The organism is Pirellulales bacterium, from assembly GCA_035656635.1.
Taxonomy (GTDB): domain Bacteria; phylum Planctomycetota; class Planctomycetia; order Pirellulales; family JADZDJ01; genus DATJYL01.
Map to the genome: position 1 here is coordinate 1 of DASRSD010000104.1, position 20,066 is coordinate 20,066.

14 protein-coding genes are annotated in these 20,066 nt (G+C 56.3%); 4 read left to right on the top strand and 10 right to left on the bottom strand.

Annotation, left to right across the window (positions count from 1 at the left end; translation table 11 throughout):
• The first annotated feature begins 442 nt into the window (after nucleotides 1-442).
• A complete protein-coding gene (locus VFE46_09580) occupies nucleotides 443-3,085 on the top strand; it encodes a proprotein convertase P-domain-containing protein (protein ID HZZ28237.1) in 2,643 nt (880 codons plus the stop codon).
• A gap of 16 nt (nucleotides 3,086-3,101) precedes the next feature.
• On the opposite strand, the gene VFE46_09585 is transcribed toward VFE46_09580, so the two are convergent.
• The 3 genes from VFE46_09585 to pyrF all read right to left on the bottom strand — a co-directional run bounded on the left by VFE46_09585 (nucleotide 3,102) and on the right by pyrF (nucleotide 5,698).
• Nucleotides 3,102-3,974 (bottom strand): YihY/virulence factor BrkB family protein, encoded by an 873-nt coding sequence (locus VFE46_09585; GenBank protein HZZ28238.1) that lies wholly within the window; start codon nucleotides 3,972-3,974, stop codon nucleotides 3,102-3,104.
• Nucleotides 3,975-4,142: 168 nt separating this feature from the next.
• The gene (locus VFE46_09590; GenBank protein HZZ28239.1) at nucleotides 4,143-4,412 is read right to left on the bottom strand and encodes a hypothetical protein; all 270 of its coding nucleotides are present in this window, start codon (nucleotides 4,410-4,412) and stop codon (nucleotides 4,143-4,145) included.
• A gap of 299 nt (nucleotides 4,413-4,711) precedes the next feature.
• Nucleotides 4,712-5,698 carry an orotidine-5'-phosphate decarboxylase gene (pyrF, locus tag VFE46_09595; GenBank protein ID HZZ28240.1) on the bottom strand — a complete coding sequence of 329 codons (987 nt, stop codon included), beginning with the start codon at nucleotides 5,696-5,698 and terminating at the stop codon, nucleotides 4,712-4,714.
• A 176-nt stretch (nucleotides 5,699-5,874) separates the two neighbouring features.
• Between pyrF and VFE46_09600 the strand changes: the two genes are divergently transcribed.
• Both VFE46_09600 and VFE46_09605 read left to right on the top strand, forming a co-directional pair.
• On the top strand, nucleotides 5,875-6,639 hold the full coding sequence (locus VFE46_09600; protein HZZ28241.1) for a hypothetical protein: 765 nt from the start codon (nucleotides 5,875-5,877) through the stop codon (nucleotides 6,637-6,639).
• Nucleotides 6,640-6,753: 114 nt separating this feature from the next.
• Nucleotides 6,754-7,653, top strand: a complete 900-nt coding sequence (locus VFE46_09605; protein ID HZZ28242.1) for an aminotransferase class IV — start codon at nucleotides 6,754-6,756, stop codon at nucleotides 7,651-7,653.
• A gap of 24 nt (nucleotides 7,654-7,677) precedes the next feature.
• On the opposite strand, the gene VFE46_09610 is transcribed toward VFE46_09605, so the two are convergent.
• The 7 genes from VFE46_09610 to VFE46_09640 form a co-directional block, all read right to left on the bottom strand.
• Nucleotides 7,678-9,594: a BNR-4 repeat-containing protein gene (locus VFE46_09610; protein HZZ28243.1), complete on the bottom strand. Its 1,917-nt coding sequence runs from the start codon at nucleotides 9,592-9,594 to the stop codon at nucleotides 7,678-7,680.
• A gap of 525 nt (nucleotides 9,595-10,119) precedes the next feature.
• Nucleotides 10,120-11,145, bottom strand: coding sequence for a PEP-CTERM sorting domain-containing protein (locus VFE46_09615; protein ID HZZ28244.1), 1,026 nt, complete (start codon nucleotides 11,143-11,145; stop codon nucleotides 10,120-10,122).
• 171 nt (nucleotides 11,146-11,316) lie between these two features.
• Entirely contained in the window at nucleotides 11,317-12,222 is a 906-nt protein-coding gene (locus VFE46_09620) for a PEP-CTERM sorting domain-containing protein (protein ID HZZ28245.1), read from the bottom strand.
• Nucleotides 12,223-12,629: 407 nt separating this feature from the next.
• On the bottom strand, nucleotides 12,630-13,043 hold the full coding sequence (locus VFE46_09625) for a hypothetical protein (GenBank protein ID HZZ28246.1): 414 nt from the start codon (nucleotides 13,041-13,043) through the stop codon (nucleotides 12,630-12,632).
• A gap of 14 nt (nucleotides 13,044-13,057) precedes the next feature.
• Nucleotides 13,058-14,167 (bottom strand): DUF1559 domain-containing protein, encoded by a 1,110-nt coding sequence (locus tag VFE46_09630; GenBank protein ID HZZ28247.1) that lies wholly within the window; start codon nucleotides 14,165-14,167, stop codon nucleotides 13,058-13,060.
• Between the two features lie 438 nt (nucleotides 14,168-14,605).
• Entirely contained in the window at nucleotides 14,606-15,928 is a 1,323-nt protein-coding gene (locus VFE46_09635) for an acetylxylan esterase (protein HZZ28248.1), read from the bottom strand.
• A gap of 151 nt (nucleotides 15,929-16,079) precedes the next feature.
• Nucleotides 16,080-17,240, bottom strand: a complete 1,161-nt coding sequence (locus VFE46_09640; GenBank protein HZZ28249.1) for a DNA-binding transcriptional regulator — start codon at nucleotides 17,238-17,240, stop codon at nucleotides 16,080-16,082.
• Between the two features lie 531 nt (nucleotides 17,241-17,771).
• Here VFE46_09640 and VFE46_09645 point away from each other — a divergent pair.
• The gene (locus VFE46_09645; protein HZZ28250.1) at nucleotides 17,772-20,060 is read left to right on the top strand and encodes an endo-1,4-beta-xylanase; all 2,289 of its coding nucleotides are present in this window, start codon (nucleotides 17,772-17,774) and stop codon (nucleotides 20,058-20,060) included.
• Nucleotides 20,061-20,066 lie beyond the last annotated feature (6 nt).

A 20,066-nucleotide genomic window follows, 5' to 3' on the forward strand; every position in this document is an offset into this window, starting at 1 on the left:
CGGCAGGATTGCTTTACAAACGGCCAATTCGCGGCCTGGCAGTTGGAGCAATTCTCGGCGTCGTCCTATCGCTAGTCGTATTTTTGGGCCTGTTCTTTTTTGATGGCAGTTTATTCATGGCATTGCCGATTCGGGATCTACCATAAGTCGGCAATCGCAAAAATTCTCAGGATTAGACGATTCTAAACTGCCTACTACCAAAAATCTCACGATTAGACTGACCCGCTGCCCAATCCATTCATTCCTTGACAAACGGCCACAAACATTGGAAGATGATGCCTTAAGGAAGCATTGGTTCTTTCAAGACCAGGGGCGTGTGTCCGAAGGCACTGTGGTAGTGGAATGACTGCGGTCTCTCGGAATGCACGGCAAACGGCAGGATTTTGGAGATGCTCGGCGGCAGCTCGACGTCTTGCGCTAAACGGTCTGGATTTACCCTGGCATGAATGCTGAACATTGGGGAACGCCGCTTCGCCCACGCCGCAAGCGCGCGGGCACTTCTCGCCGCCGGCCAACCGGCACGCACCGGCTGTTAAGACTAGAACCTTTGGAACCACGGCGGCTGCTTACGGCCGTGAAATTTGCTCCCACGGCAATTCATCCCGATTATTTACTGCCGGCCGCGCAGCACGGCCTGAAGCCGTTGGGCTCGCCCGGGCCGGTCGGTTTCACCCCGGCCCAAATTGATCAGGCATACGGCATCAATTTGCCAAACTTAAGCGTCGTTAAAGATGGGCAATTGCAATCGCTGCCAGCCGATGGCAGCGGCCAAACCATTGCCATTATCGACGCTTACGACGACCCCACGATTCAGGCCGATTTGAATGCGTTTGATGCCCAGTTTGGTTTGCCAAACACCACGATTATTAAAGTGAATCAGAGCGGGGGGAGCTCGCTGCCGGGGACTGATCCGGCCGGTAAAGATAACGACGATTGGGAAATTGAAACCTCGCTCGATGTGGAATGGGCCCACGCCATGGCGCCAGGCGCCACCATTTTGCTCGTGGAAGCGAACAACGCAGGAAATAGTTTGTACACCGCGATCGATTGGGCCGTGACGCAGCCGCGGGTGGTGGCCGTTTCGATGAGCTGGGGCGGCGGCGAATTTTCCGGCGAAAATTCCTTCGATTCCAACTTCACTACGCCTTCGGGTCATCAAGGCATTACGTTTGTGGCATCGACCGGCGACGATGGCGAGCCGGGCGATTACCCAGCCTATTCGCCCAACGTGCTGGCCGTGGGTGGGACGACGCTCTCGCTGAATGCGAACAGCAGCTACAGCAGCGAAAGCGGATGGAACGACGGCGGCGGCGGAATTAGCACCCACGAGGCGCAGCCCAGCTATCAAACCGCGGTCGTCGATCAAAATTCCAATCTGGGCAATCCGACAACGCGCAGCATTCCAGACATCGCCTTCGATGCCAATCCTAACACCGGCGTAGCCATTTACGATTCGTACGATTTCGGCGCTTCGACCGGCTGGATTGCGGTGGGAGGCACCAGCGTGGGCGCGCCGGTGTGGGCCGGCTTTGTCGCACTCATCGATCAAGGCCGTAGCGAGGTCCACGAGAATTCGCTCACCAGCCAGGCGCTGCTCACGACGCTGTATCAGTTGCCCAGTACCGACTTTCACGATGTAACCACAGGCAACAACAGCCCCAACGGATCGAACCCGTTATACAATGCGGCGCCTGGGTACGATTTAGTGACCGGGCGCGGCACGCCTCTCATTAATTTGCTGGTTCCCGCTATGGAAGGGAACGCCACAATTTCCGGAACCGTGTTCAGCGACGTGAACAGCAACGGCACGCAAGATAATGGCGAAGCAGGACTGGCAGGCTGGACCGTGTACGACGATTTGAACAACAACGGCGTGCTTGATCCGGCCGTGCAAACCACGTTCAATTCCAGCAACGTGCCCACCACCATTCATGCCAATGCCACTAGCACCTCGACGCTTGCCATTTCGGGCTTTGCCGGAAACATTGGCGGGCTGGAAGTGACGCTAAATATCACGGATTTGAAGGATTACCACCTCACGATTACGTTAATCAGCCCCAGCGGAACGCAAGTTACGCTGACCAACAAGGATGGGAATTTCGACGGCAGCGGGAGCAATATTGCGAATTACACCAATACGGTGTTCGACGATTACGCGGCGACTTCAATTTTCACCACCAGCTCTTCGATGGCGCCGTTCACCGGCAGTTACGTGCCCATTGGATTTTTGTCGACTTTGGATGGGACCAATCCGAACGGCACCTGGAAGCTGCAAGTGGTCGACAACAACTTCCGCGATTCCAACGGCAGCATTACCGGCTGGTCGTTGCAAATTACGAATCAGCCCGACTATGTCACCACCACCGACGCCAGCGGCAATTACCAGTTCAACTATGTGGCGCCGGGCAATCATTTTATTCGCGAAGTGCCGCAAGCCAATTACACGGAAACGGCGCCCGCGAGCGGCGTGTACAACGTGGTGGCCGTCGCCTTGGGTAATTCCAACGGCCTGAATTTTGGAAATCATTACACCCCGTCGGTAATGACGCCGCTGCTGGGAGACTTCAACCGCGATGGCGTAGTCGACGCCGCCGACATTAACCCGGCCGAGCTAGCCCTGACCAATTTGAACGAGTACCTCACAACCTATTCGGTGACGCCGGCACAATTGGCAACCTACGACGACGTGAACCAGGATGGGAAATTCACCAACACCGACTTGCAGGCACTGCTAGATCTGTTACTGAGCGGCGGGGGAAGCAGCTCGCCGGCTGCGGCGCAAAGCAATTCAAACTCGACGAGCACTGTTACTTCGAGTACTGGCACTTCAAGCATTGGCAATTCCAGCGCGACTTCTGCCGGCAACACGTCATCTGCTAGTACAGCCGTTGCCAGTTCCACTACGTCTACTTCCGCAGCGCCGGCAAAAACCGGCACAACTACATCGCCCCTATCTTCCACGTGGCAGCAACCAGCGCAGCAATCATTCGATCGACTGGTAGAGCATCTTCATCCATCGCGTTTAGCCGCACATGCCGCAGCATTAACGGCGTTGGATAAGCTGCTGGCAAACTGGCCCAGGTAGTGTGCAGCGCGCTGGCTTAAACACCATCGCCCGTCAGGGGCGGCGCGCCGCGGGCCCTGAGAACTTGGATGTACTCCGCGCCGATGAGAATAATGCTCACGGCGTAATAGCACCACAAGAGCACCGCTAAAAATGCTCCCACCACGCCGTAAGCGCTGGTGTATTTGCTGCGGGCAATAAAAATGGTGAGTAACTGGCGGCCAATTTCCCAGGCGGCGGCGGTGAGCAAGCCACCGTAGAAAGAATCGACCCAGCCGGCCGGCGATTTCGGCAACAGCCGGAACAGCAGCGTAAACACTCCGGCGTTGATGATTAAAGCCGCGGCAATTTGCAGCGCGTCGGACATCCAGCCGACCCAAGGCAACAGGTCGGAAGCCTGGGTTTCGACTGCGGCCAGGACCATTCCGATCAAAAACACAATGACCACCAGCAGGCCGAGTGCTAACAGCAACAAGAACGCCCGGCCGCGCTGAATGACTAGCGCCAGCGCGTGGGCCAGCAAGCTTTTCGATTGCCCCGCCGGATCGCCGTTGATGCGGTCCATGGCCGAATCTAGCTGGGCAAATGCCGCCAGCGCGGTAATGATCATCGTGGCCAACCCGAGCGGGCCATTGATGATCGATCGGTTTTGCACGGCCGTGAGCGCACTAGCCACGTACTCTTTCAGGGCCGGTGAAACATTTTGGGCGATCGCTTCCAACACGGTCTGTCGCGCGTCTTGGCCGGAATGGGTATGCTCCAAAAACCAACCCAGGCCGGCGATCAGCACCAGCAGAAGCGGAAAGAACGACAACCCCAAGTAATACGCGGTGGCCGCGGCCATCAGCGGACCGTCGTCTGCAAACCAGCGCTCGATGGCGCGGCGAACATCGAGAACAAATTGGACCACGGCGCGTACCATGCGTTCAAAATCCGCTCTCCGAGCCACCAGCGATCTTTGTTGTTCCCCAGCCACAGCGTACCAGCATGCGGCGATAGATGGGATGGAAATTCACGTGCAAGATATGTGCCGGAGATCGTGAATGAAGCGCCGCCTGGTCAAGACGGCGGTGAATGCTTATTGCGGCGTGCATTGGCACGGACAGCACGGCTGCGTAACGACCGGCGCACAGGCGGGCGATTGAACCACGGTGGGCGTCACCACCGGCGCGGCCGCCGGGGCTGTGTAATAAGTTGCTGGCGGAGCCGCCGGCTGGGTGTAGCAAACCGGCGGGGCCGGATTGTAAGAAGAATTGAACCACCGGCAGCAACATCCTGAACCCACGACCAGCCACATTAACACGAATAACACTAGCAGCGTCCGTTCGTTGCCAACAAAACGTTTCATGCCGACACACCTTTGCGGGAAAAGAAGACTTACGGACCGTACAACATGAGCATGCGAAAGAGAATTGCGACCGGGAATTATGCGAATCAGCGGAGGGATATGGCAAAATCGATCCCAGATTGGAGCGGATCAATCTTGCCGGAGATAAGCGAGTGGGTGCCGCCTGTTTTCCGTGAGCGGCAAAGGGTAGGGGGGCGCGCCAGCCCACGTCAAGAGCAAATTCCAGCCCAGGGTGAATGCTAGCGACGGTGACGTGGCGGGTGCTTCTAGACGAACGCAATCAAACGGCACTGGCCCTGCTAAACGCCCTGGCCCAAACGCCCGGCCGGAGTTTCGGAGCGCAATTGTGCAATCATTTCTCGGGTGGCAGCTTCGACCGCTTCCTGCCAGCGTGATGGACCGAAGCCAGCATACTCCCGGCGCTGGTGCGCAAAAATAATGCCGCGGGAATTATTCACAATTGCGCCCAGGCCGTCGGCATCGAAGCCGGCGACCACGTCTTTCGCAGTTCCCCCCTGGCTGCCATAGCCGGGAATCAGCAGCCACGCATGCGGCATGGCGGCCCGCAGTTCGGCGAGTTGCTCAGGATATGTTGCCCCCACCACGGCGCCGACGCTGCCGTAGGAGGCGGGCGATTTTTGCCGGCCATTGGATGCCGCATCACTGGCTTGGCGGCTGGGCGAAGCAATCTCAGCCGCCGATTGTTGCTCCACGAACTCGGCCACCTGGCGGTATACCGGTTGGCCGTCGCAAAGCAAATCTTGAAATTGGCCGCCGCCAGGATTCGATGTTTTCACCAACACAAATAGCCCGCCACCTTGCTCTCGCGCCGCCGAAACGAATGGCATCAGGCTGTCTTCGCCCAAATAAGGGCTGACGGTAAGCGCATCGGCGGGCCACGGAGCCGACGGGCCAAAGTAAGCCGAAGCATAAGCCGCCGCGGTGCTGCCAATATCGCTGCGCTTGGCATCGACGATGACCAACAGTTCCCGCTTTCGCGCATGGGCAATCACTTGCGCCAGCGACATCAATCCCGGCGGTCCAAGCTGTTCGAAAAACGCCACCTGCGGCTTGACCGCGGGAACGAGCGGCGCCACCACATCGATTACCCGGCGACAAAACTCGGCGAAGGCTGCCGCCTGCTGGACCGGTTCATTCTCGCCATGAAGTGCGGAGGGTTGCCGCAAACTTTCCGGCAGCGATTGCCAGCGCGGATCGAGCCCCACCACCACGGGCGTTTGCTTTAATTGGACCGCCGCGGCAAGTCGTTGAGCAAAGGAAAGCATCGAAGATGCAATATAACCCATCCGTCGAAGGCCAAACAGGACAGGCCGGCAGCCGATAGTATCCAAATTTGAAGGCAGCCTGTCCCAGGCAATGGACATCGCCGCATGCTGCCTCTAGCAGGCCGGGATGCGAAAAATGATAATACGCAGGCATCGCTCTGCCGGCAAACGTAAATATGGTCAACGAGAAAGCAACGTTGGAAGCACCGCCGCAAAAACCGGTGCGGGTAGCAATGTGGTCCGGGCCGCGAAATATTTCCACGGCCATGATGCGCTCCTGGGGGAACCGGCCCGATACGTTTGTCTGCGATGAGCCCTTGTATGCGTTCTATTTGAACGCTACCCACAAGCCACACCCCATGGCGGCCGAAGTAATTGCCAGCCAACCGACCGATTGGCGCGAAGTGGTGCGCTGGCTGACAGGCGAAATCCCGCAGGGGAAGGCGGTGTTTTTCCAAAAGCACATGGCCCATCACTTACTGCCGGAAATCGATCGCCGCTGGCTGAGCCAGGTCTGCAACTGCTTTCTGATCCGGCATCCGGCCGAAGTCATTACCTCGTATTTGGCCAAAAATGTGACGCCCGAGCTGGAAGATTTGGGCTTTACCCAGCAACAGGAAATTTTCGAGCGCATTCAAGATCAAACCGGAAGGGCGCCGCCGGTGCTGGATGCAAAAGACGTGCAGCAAAATCCGCGGCGGGTACTAAGCAAGCTATGCGAAATTTTGCATATCCCCTTTTACGAATCGATGCTCTCTTGGCCGCCGGGCTCCCGGCCCACCGATGGCGTGTGGGCCCAACATTGGTATCCGGAAGTCGAGAAATCGACGTCATTTCGGCCGTATCAGCCCAAGGCGACCGAGGCGCCGGCGGCCTTCCAAGAAATTTATGACCGCTGCCTGGAAAGTTATGATATTTTACACGCCCATCGGTTACAATAATTGAGCTACCAGCCCCGGGGGGGGATGTGGAAGCACCGACTGGTGGAAGGTCTGCGCGCTTCGCTGCATTGGAAACGCCAAACCGTCGATTTCCTTTTGTTTCCATCGCTTTTTATGCTTCAGTCATTTCGCGAAGAAAATCGCAATCTGCTCGTTAACATCAGCGGTAAGCTTATTCACCGTGACCAGGCCGGCATCAGCCCGTTTGATTCGGTCGTGCAAGGTGGCGACGCGGTATGGGAAGGCTTGCGGCTATATCAAGGACGCATTTTCAAACTGCACGAACATCTGGAGCGGCTGTTTAGCTCCGCCAAGGCGTTGGCCTTTCAGCAAATTCCCTCGCGGGAAGAAATTGTGGAGCAAATCCGCCGCACGCTGGAAGCGAATAATATGCGCGACGGCGTGCACATCCGCCTGACGTTAACGCGCGGCGTTAAAGTCACCTCCGGCATGGATCCGCGGTTGAACCAATCGGGCCCCACGCTGATTGTGCTGGCCGAGTTCAAGCCGCCGGTGTATGACCGCGAGGGGATCGTGCTCATTACCAGCAGCATTCGCCGTCCGCCGCCCGATTGCCTCGATCCGAAAATTCATCACAACAATTTATTGCCGTCCATCTTGGCAAAAATCGAAGCGAATTTGGCCAGCGCCGACGACGCGCTCATGCTCGATGTAAACGGCTTCCTGGCGGAAACCAACGCCACGCATGTATTTTTGGTGCATCATGGCGCGGTGTTGACCGGCCACGTGCGGGCTTGCCCGGAAGGAATTACCCGTTCGGTGGTCATCGAGCTGTGCCGCAAAAACGACATCGAATTCCGGCAGGAAGATTTATCGCTGACCGATGTCTACCGGGCCGACGAAATGTTCTGCACGGGCACCATGGGAGAGCTAGCGCCCGTCGTGCAAGTGAACGGGCGCAAAATCGGCAGCGGGCAGCGGGGCGCGGTAACGCAACGCCTGGCGGCGCTATTTGCTGAACTGACGGCGCACGAAGGCGTGCCGATCGTTTAAGCTCGTTGAATATCCAGGGGCGAACTAGATCGCAGTTACGCGCCACCCTCTGCGGCGGCCATAGGCCAACAAAAAAGTTCCCGCCGCCAACAGTTCCCAGGCCGCCGGTTCCGGCACGGAAGACAACGAGGAGCCGCCGTTGCCGGTTAACTGTTGCTCCAAAGCGACAATGTCGGCGGAGTTGAACACACCATCGCCGTTTACATCGCCCAATGTTTTCAAGTCAGGTCCGGTAAGGCCGTTGGCTGCTTCGTAGCCCGCGGGGTTGAGCAGTGCGTTGATCATCGATTGCACATCCAGGTTTGTGACCTTGCCATCGTTATTGAGGTCTCCCTTCACGGCAAAAAATTGCTCTTCGTTCCACTCCAACACCGAAACGCCCGCCGAGGTTTCCCCGCTGAGGCCGGTCGGCTCGTAGAACAAATCTAAAATGCCATACGTCTTCCACATGTTTTCGTCGTAGGTGGGCTCGTAGTTTCCCATGCTGGCGCTGTCGAGCGTCAGGGTCGTCCACGTGGGAGTAAGAGACGTGTAAAGATTCGTGCTGTAATAAATGACAATGTTGTTTTTCACGGTCGACTGGTTGAACTTGCCCATGCCGGTATCTTCGGAGCGCGTAACAACCAGCACGCGGTTTTGCTTGTCGACCAGCACGATGGGCCGACCCAAATCGCGGACATCGCCGCCGCCGGTGTCGATGCTGGTATCGGAGGCTCGATTGCTAACTTGCGAACTCAGCCATTGCGAGCCATTGTAATAAAACAGCATGTATTGCCGGTTGGGATTGCCGCTGTTCGTCGAGGGGTTCCAACCGGGCGTCAAATAGGTGGCCACCATGGGACGATTGAAATTGTCGATGGCTTCGCTGGTTTGATTGATGAAGCTGTCGTTTTGCGGAATGTTCTCGATAATTTGCCCCACCTGCGCCGCGGCGCCCCCTGCGGACATGTTTTGAATGATCGGCAGCGCGTATTGCGTGGCTCCACCTTGCTGATACCACGTCGCGCCGTTATCGGGCGATTGGGCAAACATAATATTGCTGTTGGTTTGCCAATTGGGCGTGGCGCGCCAGGTCCACGTGGTGATTAAATTTCCATTGGTGTCGTAGGCAAAGCCGTTCAAATAAGCGTTCACGCTGGTCAGCTCACCGTTGATCATGAAATTATTGACCCACGTGTTCGCCGAAGCGTTGTACGGATTGAGGTACTGATTACCGTTGCCGGAGCCGCCGCCGGCGCCGCCGTTGCGGTACGCAAAAATCAATTGTCCTGTGCCGGGCACATTGAAAAACTCCGGATAGGTGACCTCGTTGGTGGTGCTGCCGCTGGAGGGAAACAACGTGGGGGCCGTGGTCGACGATTGCTTGTTGAGCCGCAAAAATCCCCCTGAGCCGAATGCGCTGGTGCCGGTAATGGCCGCGTTCGAAATGGCGTAGTTCAGCGTGACATTGTGCATGTCCCACGAGATGTGCAGGTTGCCATTGGGATCGATGCCCATGGCAATGACATCGTGATCGTCGCCAATATCGCTAGAAGAAATAGTGTAGGTGTTTGTGCCGGAACCTGTGCCCGTGGAGCTTGCCGAATCGACCGTCCAACTCCCCCACGTTCCCGTCGAAATGTTGAACGTGCGCCGGCCAATTTCGATGTGATCGCTGGTGTTATAAAAGGCGAGGTATTCGTCCGTGTTTTGCGCGCCGGCGTTGGTGAAGTTCTGCGAAATTAAATTGTCGTGATCGATCGAGCAGGAATTGGTATCTTGCGCGAAATATGCGCCGGTGCTGACGACCGTGGTCAGCGAGCCCAAATTTTGCCCGCGACTGGGGGTGGCAGGAAAAGCCGCACAGGTCAGCGCCGCCAGCAGCCCGATTGCCCGGCAACCCGTGGCGGCTTGGAAGCAGCGCAGAACCATCGGGTTTGTGGAGAGCCTCTTCCGCAGCATAAGTTTTTGTTCCGTATCAGTCCCGGCAGCTTTTCACGTGGCCCCAGCGTGAATCAACGAACCACTCGCAGGGCTCCAGGAACAGAGCAACCCACGATTAGCCCCGCCGCCTATTATAGCAATCGAAAGCGGCTGCGACTACATTTTTTCACCGGCAGTAGTTGGTCAGTTTGAAATGTAGAGGCGGCCGGGCACCGACCGAAGGTTGGTCGCAGCCGCTGACGCGCCAATCGCTGAAAAAACGGCTGGGCACAGCTGTCGCTACATCCTGATCGATTAAACTGACCCACAACCTCACCGGTGCTTTCCGGGTTTCGTAGCGGGCGGGCGGAAGTTGCCGCAGCCGCTGCCCACGGATAGATGCTGCTTGAACCCTCGGAAGGGATGGACGTGGCCCGGAACAAAAACAGCGGGCAGTGCTTCGCCCTTAGTTTGGTCGAAGCGCTGCCCGCCGAAACACACAAATTCAGAAAGTACGGCCCCTTGCCCGGGGAGAGGGCAGGGCCGCGAGAGCTTTTTACTTCATTATTTCCGACGACGGGCGGCCCCAATCAAACCGACCAAACTCAAGCCGGCCAACAGCAATGCCGAGGGCTCGGGAACGACGGTTAACTGGCCCGTCGTTTGGCTGAATTGGTAGTCCACGCCATTGGCGACTTCGTCCCAAATGCCGCCGCCATCATTGTTAAAGCCTGTCACGGTAAACGTACCGGTAAAGGTTTGGGTAGTCGCGGCTGCGACTGACCAAATATCGCCGGGGGTGTTGTCGGCGCCGGCCAGATTGAAGTTAAACGCGCCATCGTAGGTAGCGATGCCAGTCAAAGTGGTGAAGACCGAGTTATTGACTCCATTGGCGCCGATGACAAAATTCAACACGCCTGTGCTGTCCAACTCAAAGCGGGGGACGTTGGTTCCCAAGCCATCATTTTGTTCCGTGAGGTTAATGCTGCCGGTATATGTGTTGGCGCCGTTCGTAAAGTGTACGGTTCGCGCCACATCAGTATTGCCCGGAGAGTCAATGATCACGGTTGCTGAGCCGCTAACCAACGACTGAATGTAGGTCGGGCCTTGAGCGTCAATGATTCCGCCATTGATGAGCAAGTTCCCCGCCAGCGCGAAGAAATCGGCGCTACCACTTCCATGGCGAATGAACCCATTGGGATTCAAGGTCAAGTTATTGACGGTGATCACGTTGGGAGTTGCGGCGGAACCGCCGGTACCCTTCCAAATGATCGCCTGATTGGCGGGAGTTACAACAGCGGCAACGCCGGTGATCGTCAGTGAATTTCCAGCAAAACTGAAGTTGCCCGCAGACGACGGAGTTCGCAGCAGCTGACCACGAACGGGAGTAGTGGGCGAGTTGAGGTTGGTGTAGTCGTTCGCCGCTGCCGGGGCGTTCGAATCACTCCAATGCCCGGCGGTATTGAAGGAGGTTGTGCCGACCGCATCGTCAGCGGTCATGTTAATGACGGACGCCTGCGATGAAAGAACAAAACCGAAAAGTCCGACCACCAGAACGGCGATCGCCAACGAAATGCGAGAGATGGACATTAGCAAATTCCCCTGAAAACTTAAGTTGATCCTCTCAGTAGCTTTCCTCTACTTTGTGAAAGCTTGTGTGTCGCCTCTTCACAGCTCCACGATGCAAGCTTAGTGGTTATGGATTCAAAAAACCCCCAATCTTGCCCGGAAATAGGGAAGGATCGCGAGTTTCTTCTCTCGCTATTTCCGGCGACGAGCCGCGCCGATCAAACCGACCAGGCCCAAGCCGGCCAGAATCAACGTCGACGGTTCCGGCACGGCAGTCAGGCTGAATTCAGCCACGCTGCCATTCAACTTATTGGAGCCAAAAGCGATCCCGGTAATGGCGGAAGCGCCCGATGGATTGGCAGCCAGTTGGAGTGGTCCACCGCCTGTGGGTGTTACGCCGTCAACAAGCCAACTAATGGACCAAGGCGATGTCGTCGTATCAAGGATGATATCGACATCATGATATGCGCCCGTGGTGACCGAACCATTGACAAGATTGACCTTTTGATTCCCAGTCCCGTTGCCCTGAAACGCCTGCACCGCGCCGGTGCCTTTCATGATGATAAGGCCGGTTGAGTTATCGTTCGACAGCGCTTGGCCCCAAGTGTTGTGATTATTTAGTGCCGCGGGGACAAATGCCATGCCCAGCCAGTTGCCGGTTGTGGCCGGCGTTTCAGTTCCTGAATTGCTGTGCATGTGCAGATCGTAAATAAAGCCGTCGCCAGGATCCGGCGTGAAGGGGAGGAAAACGTTGCCGATTTGATTGGCGTCGTCTGCGCCATTAGTCGTCGTGGCGCCGGTAATGTTTGCGAATGTCGTTCCCAAGCCTGTGTTCGCGCCACCGCTAACGGTCCACAGCGCGTCGGTTGCGGTACTCGGAATTCCAAGATTCGCTGACGTAGCGGAAACATATGTGGCGCCGGCCGTGCCGCCATCAATACCGTTGGCTGTATCGGGCGTTCTACCGTTGATGGTGGTGGCAGCAGTGCCATCGAACAAATCGTCGTAGATGATGTCGGTCGCCAAAGCAGAACGGGCGATGCCGAATAGGCCAATCGCAAAGAGCGCGATCGCCAAAGAAGCGCGTGAGATGGACATTCGCAGACTCCCCTGAAAACTTAAGTTGTTCCTCTCGGTAGCTTTCCTCTACTTTGTGAAAGCTTGTGTGTCGCCTCTTCACAGCTCCACGATGCAAGCTTAAAGGTAATGCGTGCGCTTAAGTGCACGTCAAAATGTTGAATGCGAAGTTTCCTACTGGGAATAATGTTTTTTCCAACCGTGCTCTTAATGTAATTAGCGGCTACAACCATGTCCACTGTTTGGCGTTGAGATTTTACGTTTTTTTAATGTGTTTTTTGACATGCGGAGTGGACTGATGTGGGTGGCCAAGCCGGCTGCCTGAATGACCTGCTGCACTCCCGGGTAAGCCGTGGCTTTGTGGCAGCCATCTCTAGATCAGTGGGGAGGCAAAGGATGCCCCCTGAGGTGGCTTCCGGCAAGCCAAATTACTTGCTTTCCAGCTTAAAATCGTGCTGGTTGGAGCCTTCTTGAACATCTAACGTCAAGACGGATTCCAAGTTATATTTCGCCGGAACCGTCTCGGGGGGCACGATGCCGCCGGAGGTATCCACGCCCGGTGGAATGTGGCCCGGCTCGAAGACCTTCGGGGCCGAGATGGCTACTTGATACTTATTCACCACCACATGCTTCAGCTCGTATTGTCCGTTTTGAATGCCCGCGCCCGCCGAGGGAGTTTTTCCATCGATGGCGGTAACGATCACGCTTCCGATAACGACGGGTTTGCCGTCGAGGGTTACCTGGCCGTTGACATCGCCGGTGGCGGGCCCTCGATTGCAACCGCAGCAAGCGCTGGCCGTTACCAACAATGCGCAGGCGAATGGGAACGATCGGTGGATCATGTGGTTTGCTAAGGTCATTGGATGCCGCTTTGGTCTTGTGATTCCCAATTGGTCGAGACGCCGCCGAACGTGGTGTTCCAGCCGTCAATGGTGCTTAACGCGGCCCAAACGCCGCCGGTAATGGTTTCAGAAAAAAAGTGTACCGAACCATCCGCCATGGCTGCATTCACGCCGCCGACGTGGAAGCTACGGGCTGCATGATAAATTCCGTTAGTGGCATTGGCGTTGGTGCACGGGATAAACGGATACTTGCTGTTCGTCGTTGGATCGCAATACATGGGAGTGCCCAGAGGGTTAACCTTCAGCGTATCGGGAATCGAACTGTTTGGAGTCAGATAGTTTACCGCGGCCCCTGTCATGCCAGCAGTCGTCATAAACAAAGCGGTGCCGTCGTCATTGAGGATATCTCCACGATGATCGGCAGCATTATCTTCGGGAAACATGATGCATTCAGACATCACCATGGTCTTCGATGTGCCGTCGAGAATGTCCTTCAGCGCGACTTTGCGAGGCAGATTGCGGGAGTTAAAGTCGCTGAATCCAAAGGGGCCGTGAAATTGAAACATCGGTTGGCTGGTGTTTACAGTGACCGTCGGGTATCCAACGGGCCCCCAATTGAGCACATAGTTGCCGCGAGAGCGAGGAAAAGGACCGGGAGAAGGATCAACCAGGCCAGCCCAGGCGGGCCCACCGCGGTCACTTGGACAAAAATAAACGGCTACAGGGGTGGCACACGGGCCGCCACGCGTGCCAGCCGGGGTGTTAATGATGTTGGGGGGCATGTAATAGGGTGTGGTCAAACTATATTGCTGAGAAAGCGCCTTTTCTTCAATGTACGGCCAAAGTTCCGGCGGCCAGCCCTGCCGATTTTGAACACCGGCGATCGTGGGAGCATAGCAGGCATACGGCAACACTTTTCTCGTATCGTGATACAGTTGAATCGACAAGCCCCATTGCTTGAGGTTGTTAGTGCAACCGCTGCGGCGAGCGGCTTCGCGCGCAGCCTGCACGGCGGGCAACAACAGGGCAATCAAAATGCCGATAATGGCGATGACGACCAACAGCTCGACCAGCGTGAAGGCCGTACGGGACCGTGAGCCGTAGGCGCCAGTTGGATGACGCATTGGCGATTGGTAACAATTGGCAGCAGGTGCGTTCATAGATTTTGATTGCTCCACAAGCGAAAATCGGCGCGCCCCACATACGTGGCCCACGTCCACCATCCGCGCGCAGACAAACCTTCATGAATAAACGCCGCTGTAAAAGCGCCTGCTCACAAAACCCCCACGGAGACAAGCGTAAGCGGCGTGCCGCAACCCGATCGGCCAGCCGCTAAGAAAAGATACGGCCAGCCGACTCTGTCCTTATCATAGCAACAGGCGGCGAACGAGAAAATGAGATTTTCGTATGCAAGAGTAATTTTTTTTACTCGGCGCCAAAAAGAGACCTCCGGCCATTGGCGAGGGAAAATAAGGTCAGCGCGGCGTATTCTGGAACGGCCGGCAAGATAATTGACCGAGCCGGTTACCCAATAGAAGTTCGGAAATTTGGCCGAGGCGGTTTTAACCCTCCTTTTGGGTCGGCTGGAGATGTTGTTGCAGAAATTTGAGGAACACAACCCAATCGGCAGGCAGCGTGCCATGGCCGCCGGCGTGCATGTAATAGCCCATGGTGTGCAAAATTGGCTCGCCGGCAACGGGCATTTGGTCCGTGTCGAGCCCTTGCTTGCCCAGCAGCTTATAAACGGGCCCGGCCGCCACGGCAGCTAGAAATTCGCCCTTGGGATCAGACCAGCGATCGGTATCGCCCGTTTGCAGCAGCACAGGGCGCGGCGCAATCAGTGCCAGGAGCAGGTGGGAATCGACCGGAAACTGGTCGACTTTGTCGGCCCACTTTTGGTAGTTCGCGCAGAACTGGTACGGGTAGCGCGTAGGGGCCACCAAATGAGCAATGGTTTCGCCATAATTGCGGCGGCTTAATGCCGCGCCCCCTTCGCCGGAACAACTGGCAATGACCAAGGCGAAGCGTGGATCGTGGGCGGCGGTCCAGAGGACGGTTTTGCCCAGCCGCGAAACTCCCATCAGTGCCACGCGCTTGGCATCCACGCCAGCATCGGTTTCTAAATAATCCAAGGCGCGGCTTAAACCCCAGGCCCACGCGCCGATGGAACCCCATTCGTCGGGCGCCGGCTGGGTTTGCCCTGACTTGAGATACAGACTGCGCACACCGGAGCCAATCGCACCCAAGGCATCCGGATCGATATCGGCGTAATTCACGGTGGCAATTCCGAAACCTTTTTCCACAAGCGGCACAACGTTCAAGCTTCCAAATCGCCGGCCGTTGGAGGCCGGCACGCGCTTATTCTGCTGCCGATCCCAAATTTCGCCCTCTTTCACGCCCGGATCGTTTACCGCCAGGTTATTGGCCGTGAAGCCGGCATTCAGCAACAAGGGAACCGGCTGCTTGGCATCGGCCGGCAAATAGATGAGCAAATCCATTTTTGGCCCGGCCTTGTCTTTGGAGAAATAGATGGTCACTTGCCGACGGAGAGCTTTTCCATCAAATGCCGGGGTGCCTGCATCGAAGACATCGAAGCTCATCTCAGCCGGGCGCTCCGGGCTTTTGCCGAATTGGTTTTCTTCAAACAGCTTGACAATTTCCGGACGCCGCTTGGCGAACCAGGTGTTTGCATCCGCGACTTTCTGTCCGTCGGCTAGTTGCAGCGGATCGGGCAAAGAATATTCGCCGACTTTGGATTCGGTGTAATTGGCCGGAATGCCAGCCACATTTCCATCCGGGGCATCGGCAACTTGCCCTGAAGCGCCGGCAGAAGAAAGCCCGACGGAAATCAACGCGGCGAATAAAAGCCGATTGGCAAGCTTCATTGGTGAACCCCCTTTTCGATTCAGAATGACTGCCAAAGTCAAACGCAGCCCGACGCCCCAGGCCGCGGCAGCCAATCCTATCATACCGCCATCCAAAGATCATCCTGCCCGAGAAAGAAGGGGAAAATGGCATCCGTCACAACCGCGCGACTCATCCGTGACGGTGCCGGCGTCGATATTCGCTGGGCGTAATGCTAAATCGCTTTTTGAAGGCCACGCTCAGGTATTCGCCATGGTGAAAACCCGCCTGGTCGGCTACGGCGGCCAGCGGCAGGGCCGTCTCGCTGAGCAGCTTAGTAACGCGCTGAAATTGCATGCGCAGAATTTCATCGTGCGGCGAATATCCAAGCAGCTTTTTGAAGCGATGCTCCAGCACGCGGCGCGAGAGCGGAACCACCTTCAGAATGTCGTCCACGTTGATTCCTTCGCACGCATGCTCGCGAATAAAGTGCATGGCCTGGGAAATATCGTGGTCGGGCACCGCGAGAACATCGCTCGATTGCCGCGTGGCAATGCCCAACGGAGCGATTTTTAGCGAATGCGTCCGGGGTGTTTTTCCTGACATTAACTGGGCCAACATGCGGGCCGCTTCGTAACCGGTGCTGTGGGTGTTGGGAATGACGCTGGAAAGGGGCGGATCTGCCAGATTGCAAAGCATTTCGTCATTGTCCACGCTCACCACGGCCATTTCGTCCGGTACGGCCACCCCAATCCGATGGCAAACGTCCAACAACTGCTGGCCGCGCACATCGTAGGCGGCCATGACGCCGACCGGCTTGGGAAGCTGACGAATCCAAGCAACCAGCTGTTTTTCCTCCTCCGCCAAATTCATGGGCAACCGTCGATGCGGTTGTGGCCGAAACACGCTGCACACGCCGCCGCCTTGCTTGGTGATCCGCACAAATTCTTCCTGCCTCCACATCGACCAATGGAATTGGTTGTTGCCGACAAAGCCGAAGTTCTTGAAACCCCGATCCAGCAAATGCTCTGCGGCCAACTTGGCCATTGCAGCATCGTCCGTTTCGACCCACGGAATTTCCGGCATAATGCGCGCGGCGCTTACATCCACCACCGGCAAGCCGGTTTTGACCATGGCTTGCGCAATGCGGCGATTTTCAATGCGGGCAATAATTCCGTCCCCCTGCAAATTATCGAGCACCCATTTGGGGGCCGGGTCGCCGCGGCCTTGTTCGGTTAAAAAGGTTGACCACGGACCGTGCTCTTGAATGTAGGCATAAATGCCACGGACCAATTCCCGCGAATAAGAATTCGAAGTTTCGATCAGCAAAACCACCCGCGGTCGATGCTTCATAGAGATTTCGCGGCAGAAGTAATTGTTGGGGGGCTGACCCGCAAAATCGCGTGAAGCCGCCTACGGTAATATATCTCAAACTAATAACGCGAAATCTCAAATGCAAGGCGCTGGGCGCGGCGGGACTGGCGGCCGGTGGCGGTCGCCTAATTCAGCGTGTTTTTGCCGCATTTTTTGGGCGATTCTTGCACGGCCACTAGAGCAGGCGGCCGCGGACGCCGCAAGGGGAAAAATATCAAAAGCAATGATCAGGGCATTCGCAGGCAGTGATCTTGGCAGATTCATGGGGGACGATGGTATTCAATCGGCTGCGTTTTTGCACGACGGACGGCTGGCAATCGCTGAGAAAGCTACGACGCAACTTAGGCTACGCCTAATTTGGAGGACAGACGCACTCTCGCCAATTTGTTGTGAATTTTCTCACTACATATTACAATGCCGGGGGCCGAGCGACTGCATTATCGACTCGGGCCAAAGGGGGCTGCCTTGGGCTTTGAGCCGCAAGGCTGCATTCTAGAGACGGAGGCTTCGATGCGGGGGACTAGGCGCTGCTGCGTTTTGGTTACTGCGCTATTGTTGCGCCTGGCCGTCCATGCCCAAGGACAAACCTTGGTCAATGGCTCGGCGATGCCTTTTCAGTCGTTCCAATCGTTTGCGGCCGCCGGGAGCGACAGCGGCAACAATGCCACCCTCACGCAAAACGGCTATCTGGGCACCTACGTGAACTTAGCCCAGCCGGGACCGGTCACGTTCACCGTAAATGCTTCCGGCGTGGCATCCAATGGCATCGATCCGGACATGACCATTTCGATTGCCGATTATAGCCATTCGTTCGACGTCAATTCATCGACCATGCACAGTTACACGTACACCACACCCACACTGCCGGCGGGCCTGTATTTTGTCCGAAGCCAATTAGACAACAGCAGCACTCAAGTGGTGGGCGGCAGCGCCGTTTCGGTGAAGCCCACGTTGACCGTTGGAAATTTGTCGGTGAGCAGCAACCCGACGGTCAATGCCACGCTCAACAATACTGCCTCCGATGCCAACGCGCTTTCGGCGGCAAATAATTACATTAACAATTTCCGTCAGGGAACGGCCGCCATTTCAACGGGATTTCACTCCGGAACGTCGGTTCAAGTCAGCATGCTGCGCAACGCCTTCAATTTTGGCGGAACGGTTTCGGGAGTGACCGTCGGCGATAGCAAAGACATGTTGTATGCCCCAAATTTTGCGGCGGACCCTGAAGAAGGACAATTTCAAAGCTTCATTAACAGTTACTTCAATACCATTGTTCCTTCCAACGGTGGCAAGTGGGCCAGTAACGTAAGCGGCAGCAATTTATCAAGCTTGACGATGCAGTTGGTCGACGAGCAACTGGCTTATGCCAAGGCGCACAACATGCAGGCCCGCATGCACAATTTGATTTGGGGCAGCGGAGCAACCTCGGGCTCTCAACAGCCCTCAACCGTTGATACCCTCTTAGGCACTGCAACGGGGGGCGGCGCCGGCGCCACCAGCGCCAAGCAGTCGCTGACCACCGACATCACCAACCGCATTGGCTATTACCTTTCAGGCGTTAGTTCCAGTTCGACGGGGAGCGGCAGCTCGCTAAAGACTTACGGAACGGGAGACATTCGGGCGACCGATTTCTCGCAAATCGATGTGTTAAACGAAGCTTTGAATAGCCCTTCGTATTGGAACATTTTTCCCAACGGGCAGCCTGCGCCCGGCATCAACACGATTGACACCATCTATCATCAAGTGGCGCAAGCGGCGGCAGCAGCCGGAAATCCGAATTTGAAGCTGTTTACGAACGAATTCAACGTGTTGCAATTTTCGCCGCAGTCGATCAGCACTTCTGGCACAGAGACGGGTTCCGATCCGTACGCCAATTGGTACCGCAACGAAGTGGAGGCCATTAACAATGGCGGCGTGACCGATTTTCAGAGCAAAGTGGTTAACGAGATTGGCATGGAAATGTATTCCAACGTAACCGGCTCCAACCAGCCCAGCGCGAATACGATGCAAAAAGCGCTGCAAAATCTGTCGGTGGAAGGTCTTTCACTTTCGATGAACGAATTTGGCATGGGCTCAGGAACCTCATCCACGGATGCCCAAAGCGCGACCAAAGGCGTGAAGGCGTTGAGCGATTCCGTCACCATGTTTTATGGAAATCCGCTGGCCGATACATTCATGGTTTGGGGCTGGTGGGATACTGCCGCTTCCATCGCCATGAACGGCGCGCCGCCGGCTCAATTCATTGCCACTTCGACCAGCGGCGGCGGTTACACGCTCACGCCGCTGGGGCAGGAATGGGTGAATTTGATGAATGCCTTCACGACACCAACGCAACCGGTGATTGTGAAGCCCGACGGCACGATTCAATTTAACGGATTTTACGGCGAGTACGCGCTAAAAATTGGTAGCCAAACGTATGCCACCGTCGATTTTGAAAAAGGCCCAAACGACACGCCCTTGGAAACACTGTGGATTAAAGGCGATTTCAATTTGGATGGCAAACTCACCAACGCCGATTTGCAAGCGATGCTGAACGCGCTAAAAAATCAAAATAGCTATCAGGCGGCCAACGGGATGTCGAACGAGGAATTCAATGCCATTTGCGACATCAACGGCGATAATGTTTTTAATGCCAGCGATATTTCGACCATGATGCAACTACTGACCAGCGGCATCGAGGCCGGCGTGGGCAGCGGCGGCAGCTCCTTGGCGACGGTTCCCGAACCCGCGGGAATTGTTCTGGTGGCAATTGCGTTAGGGTGCTTGCTGGTGCGCAGCAAGTTAAAACCCGTGCAATAATTGCGG

What these genes read in the sequence shown, in the direction of transcription:
- VFE46_09580 (HZZ28237.1), top strand. Translation starts at nt 443, where the DNA reads ATGAATGCTGAACATTGGGGAACGCCGCTTCGCCCACGCCGCAAGCGC.
- VFE46_09590 (HZZ28239.1), bottom strand. Translation starts at nt 4,412, where the DNA reads ATGAAACGTTTTGTTGGCAACGAACGGACGCTGCTAGTGTTATTCGTG.
- pyrF (HZZ28240.1), bottom strand. Translation starts at nt 5,698, where the DNA reads ATGCTTTCCTTTGCTCAACGACTTGCCGCGGCGGTCCAATTAAAGCAA.
- VFE46_09600 (HZZ28241.1), top strand. Translation starts at nt 5,875, where the DNA reads ATGGTCAACGAGAAAGCAACGTTGGAAGCACCGCCGCAAAAACCGGTG.
- VFE46_09605 (HZZ28242.1), top strand. Translation starts at nt 6,754, where the DNA reads ATGCTTCAGTCATTTCGCGAAGAAAATCGCAATCTGCTCGTTAACATC.
- VFE46_09610 (HZZ28243.1), bottom strand. Translation starts at nt 9,594, where the DNA reads ATGCTGCGGAAGAGGCTCTCCACAAACCCGATGGTTCTGCGCTGCTTC.
- VFE46_09615 (HZZ28244.1), bottom strand. Translation starts at nt 11,145, where the DNA reads ATGTCCATCTCTCGCATTTCGTTGGCGATCGCCGTTCTGGTGGTCGGA.
- VFE46_09620 (HZZ28245.1), bottom strand. Translation starts at nt 12,222, where the DNA reads ATGTCCATCTCACGCGCTTCTTTGGCGATCGCGCTCTTTGCGATTGGC.
- VFE46_09625 (HZZ28246.1), bottom strand. Translation starts at nt 13,043, where the DNA reads ATGATCCACCGATCGTTCCCATTCGCCTGCGCATTGTTGGTAACGGCC.
- VFE46_09630 (HZZ28247.1), bottom strand. Translation starts at nt 14,167, where the DNA reads ATGCGTCATCCAACTGGCGCCTACGGCTCACGGTCCCGTACGGCCTTC.
- VFE46_09635 (HZZ28248.1), bottom strand. Translation starts at nt 15,928, where the DNA reads ATGAAGCTTGCCAATCGGCTTTTATTCGCCGCGTTGATTTCCGTCGGG.
- VFE46_09640 (HZZ28249.1), bottom strand. Translation starts at nt 17,240, where the DNA reads ATGAAGCATCGACCGCGGGTGGTTTTGCTGATCGAAACTTCGAATTCT.
- VFE46_09645 (HZZ28250.1), top strand. Translation starts at nt 17,772, where the DNA reads ATGCGGGGGACTAGGCGCTGCTGCGTTTTGGTTACTGCGCTATTGTTG.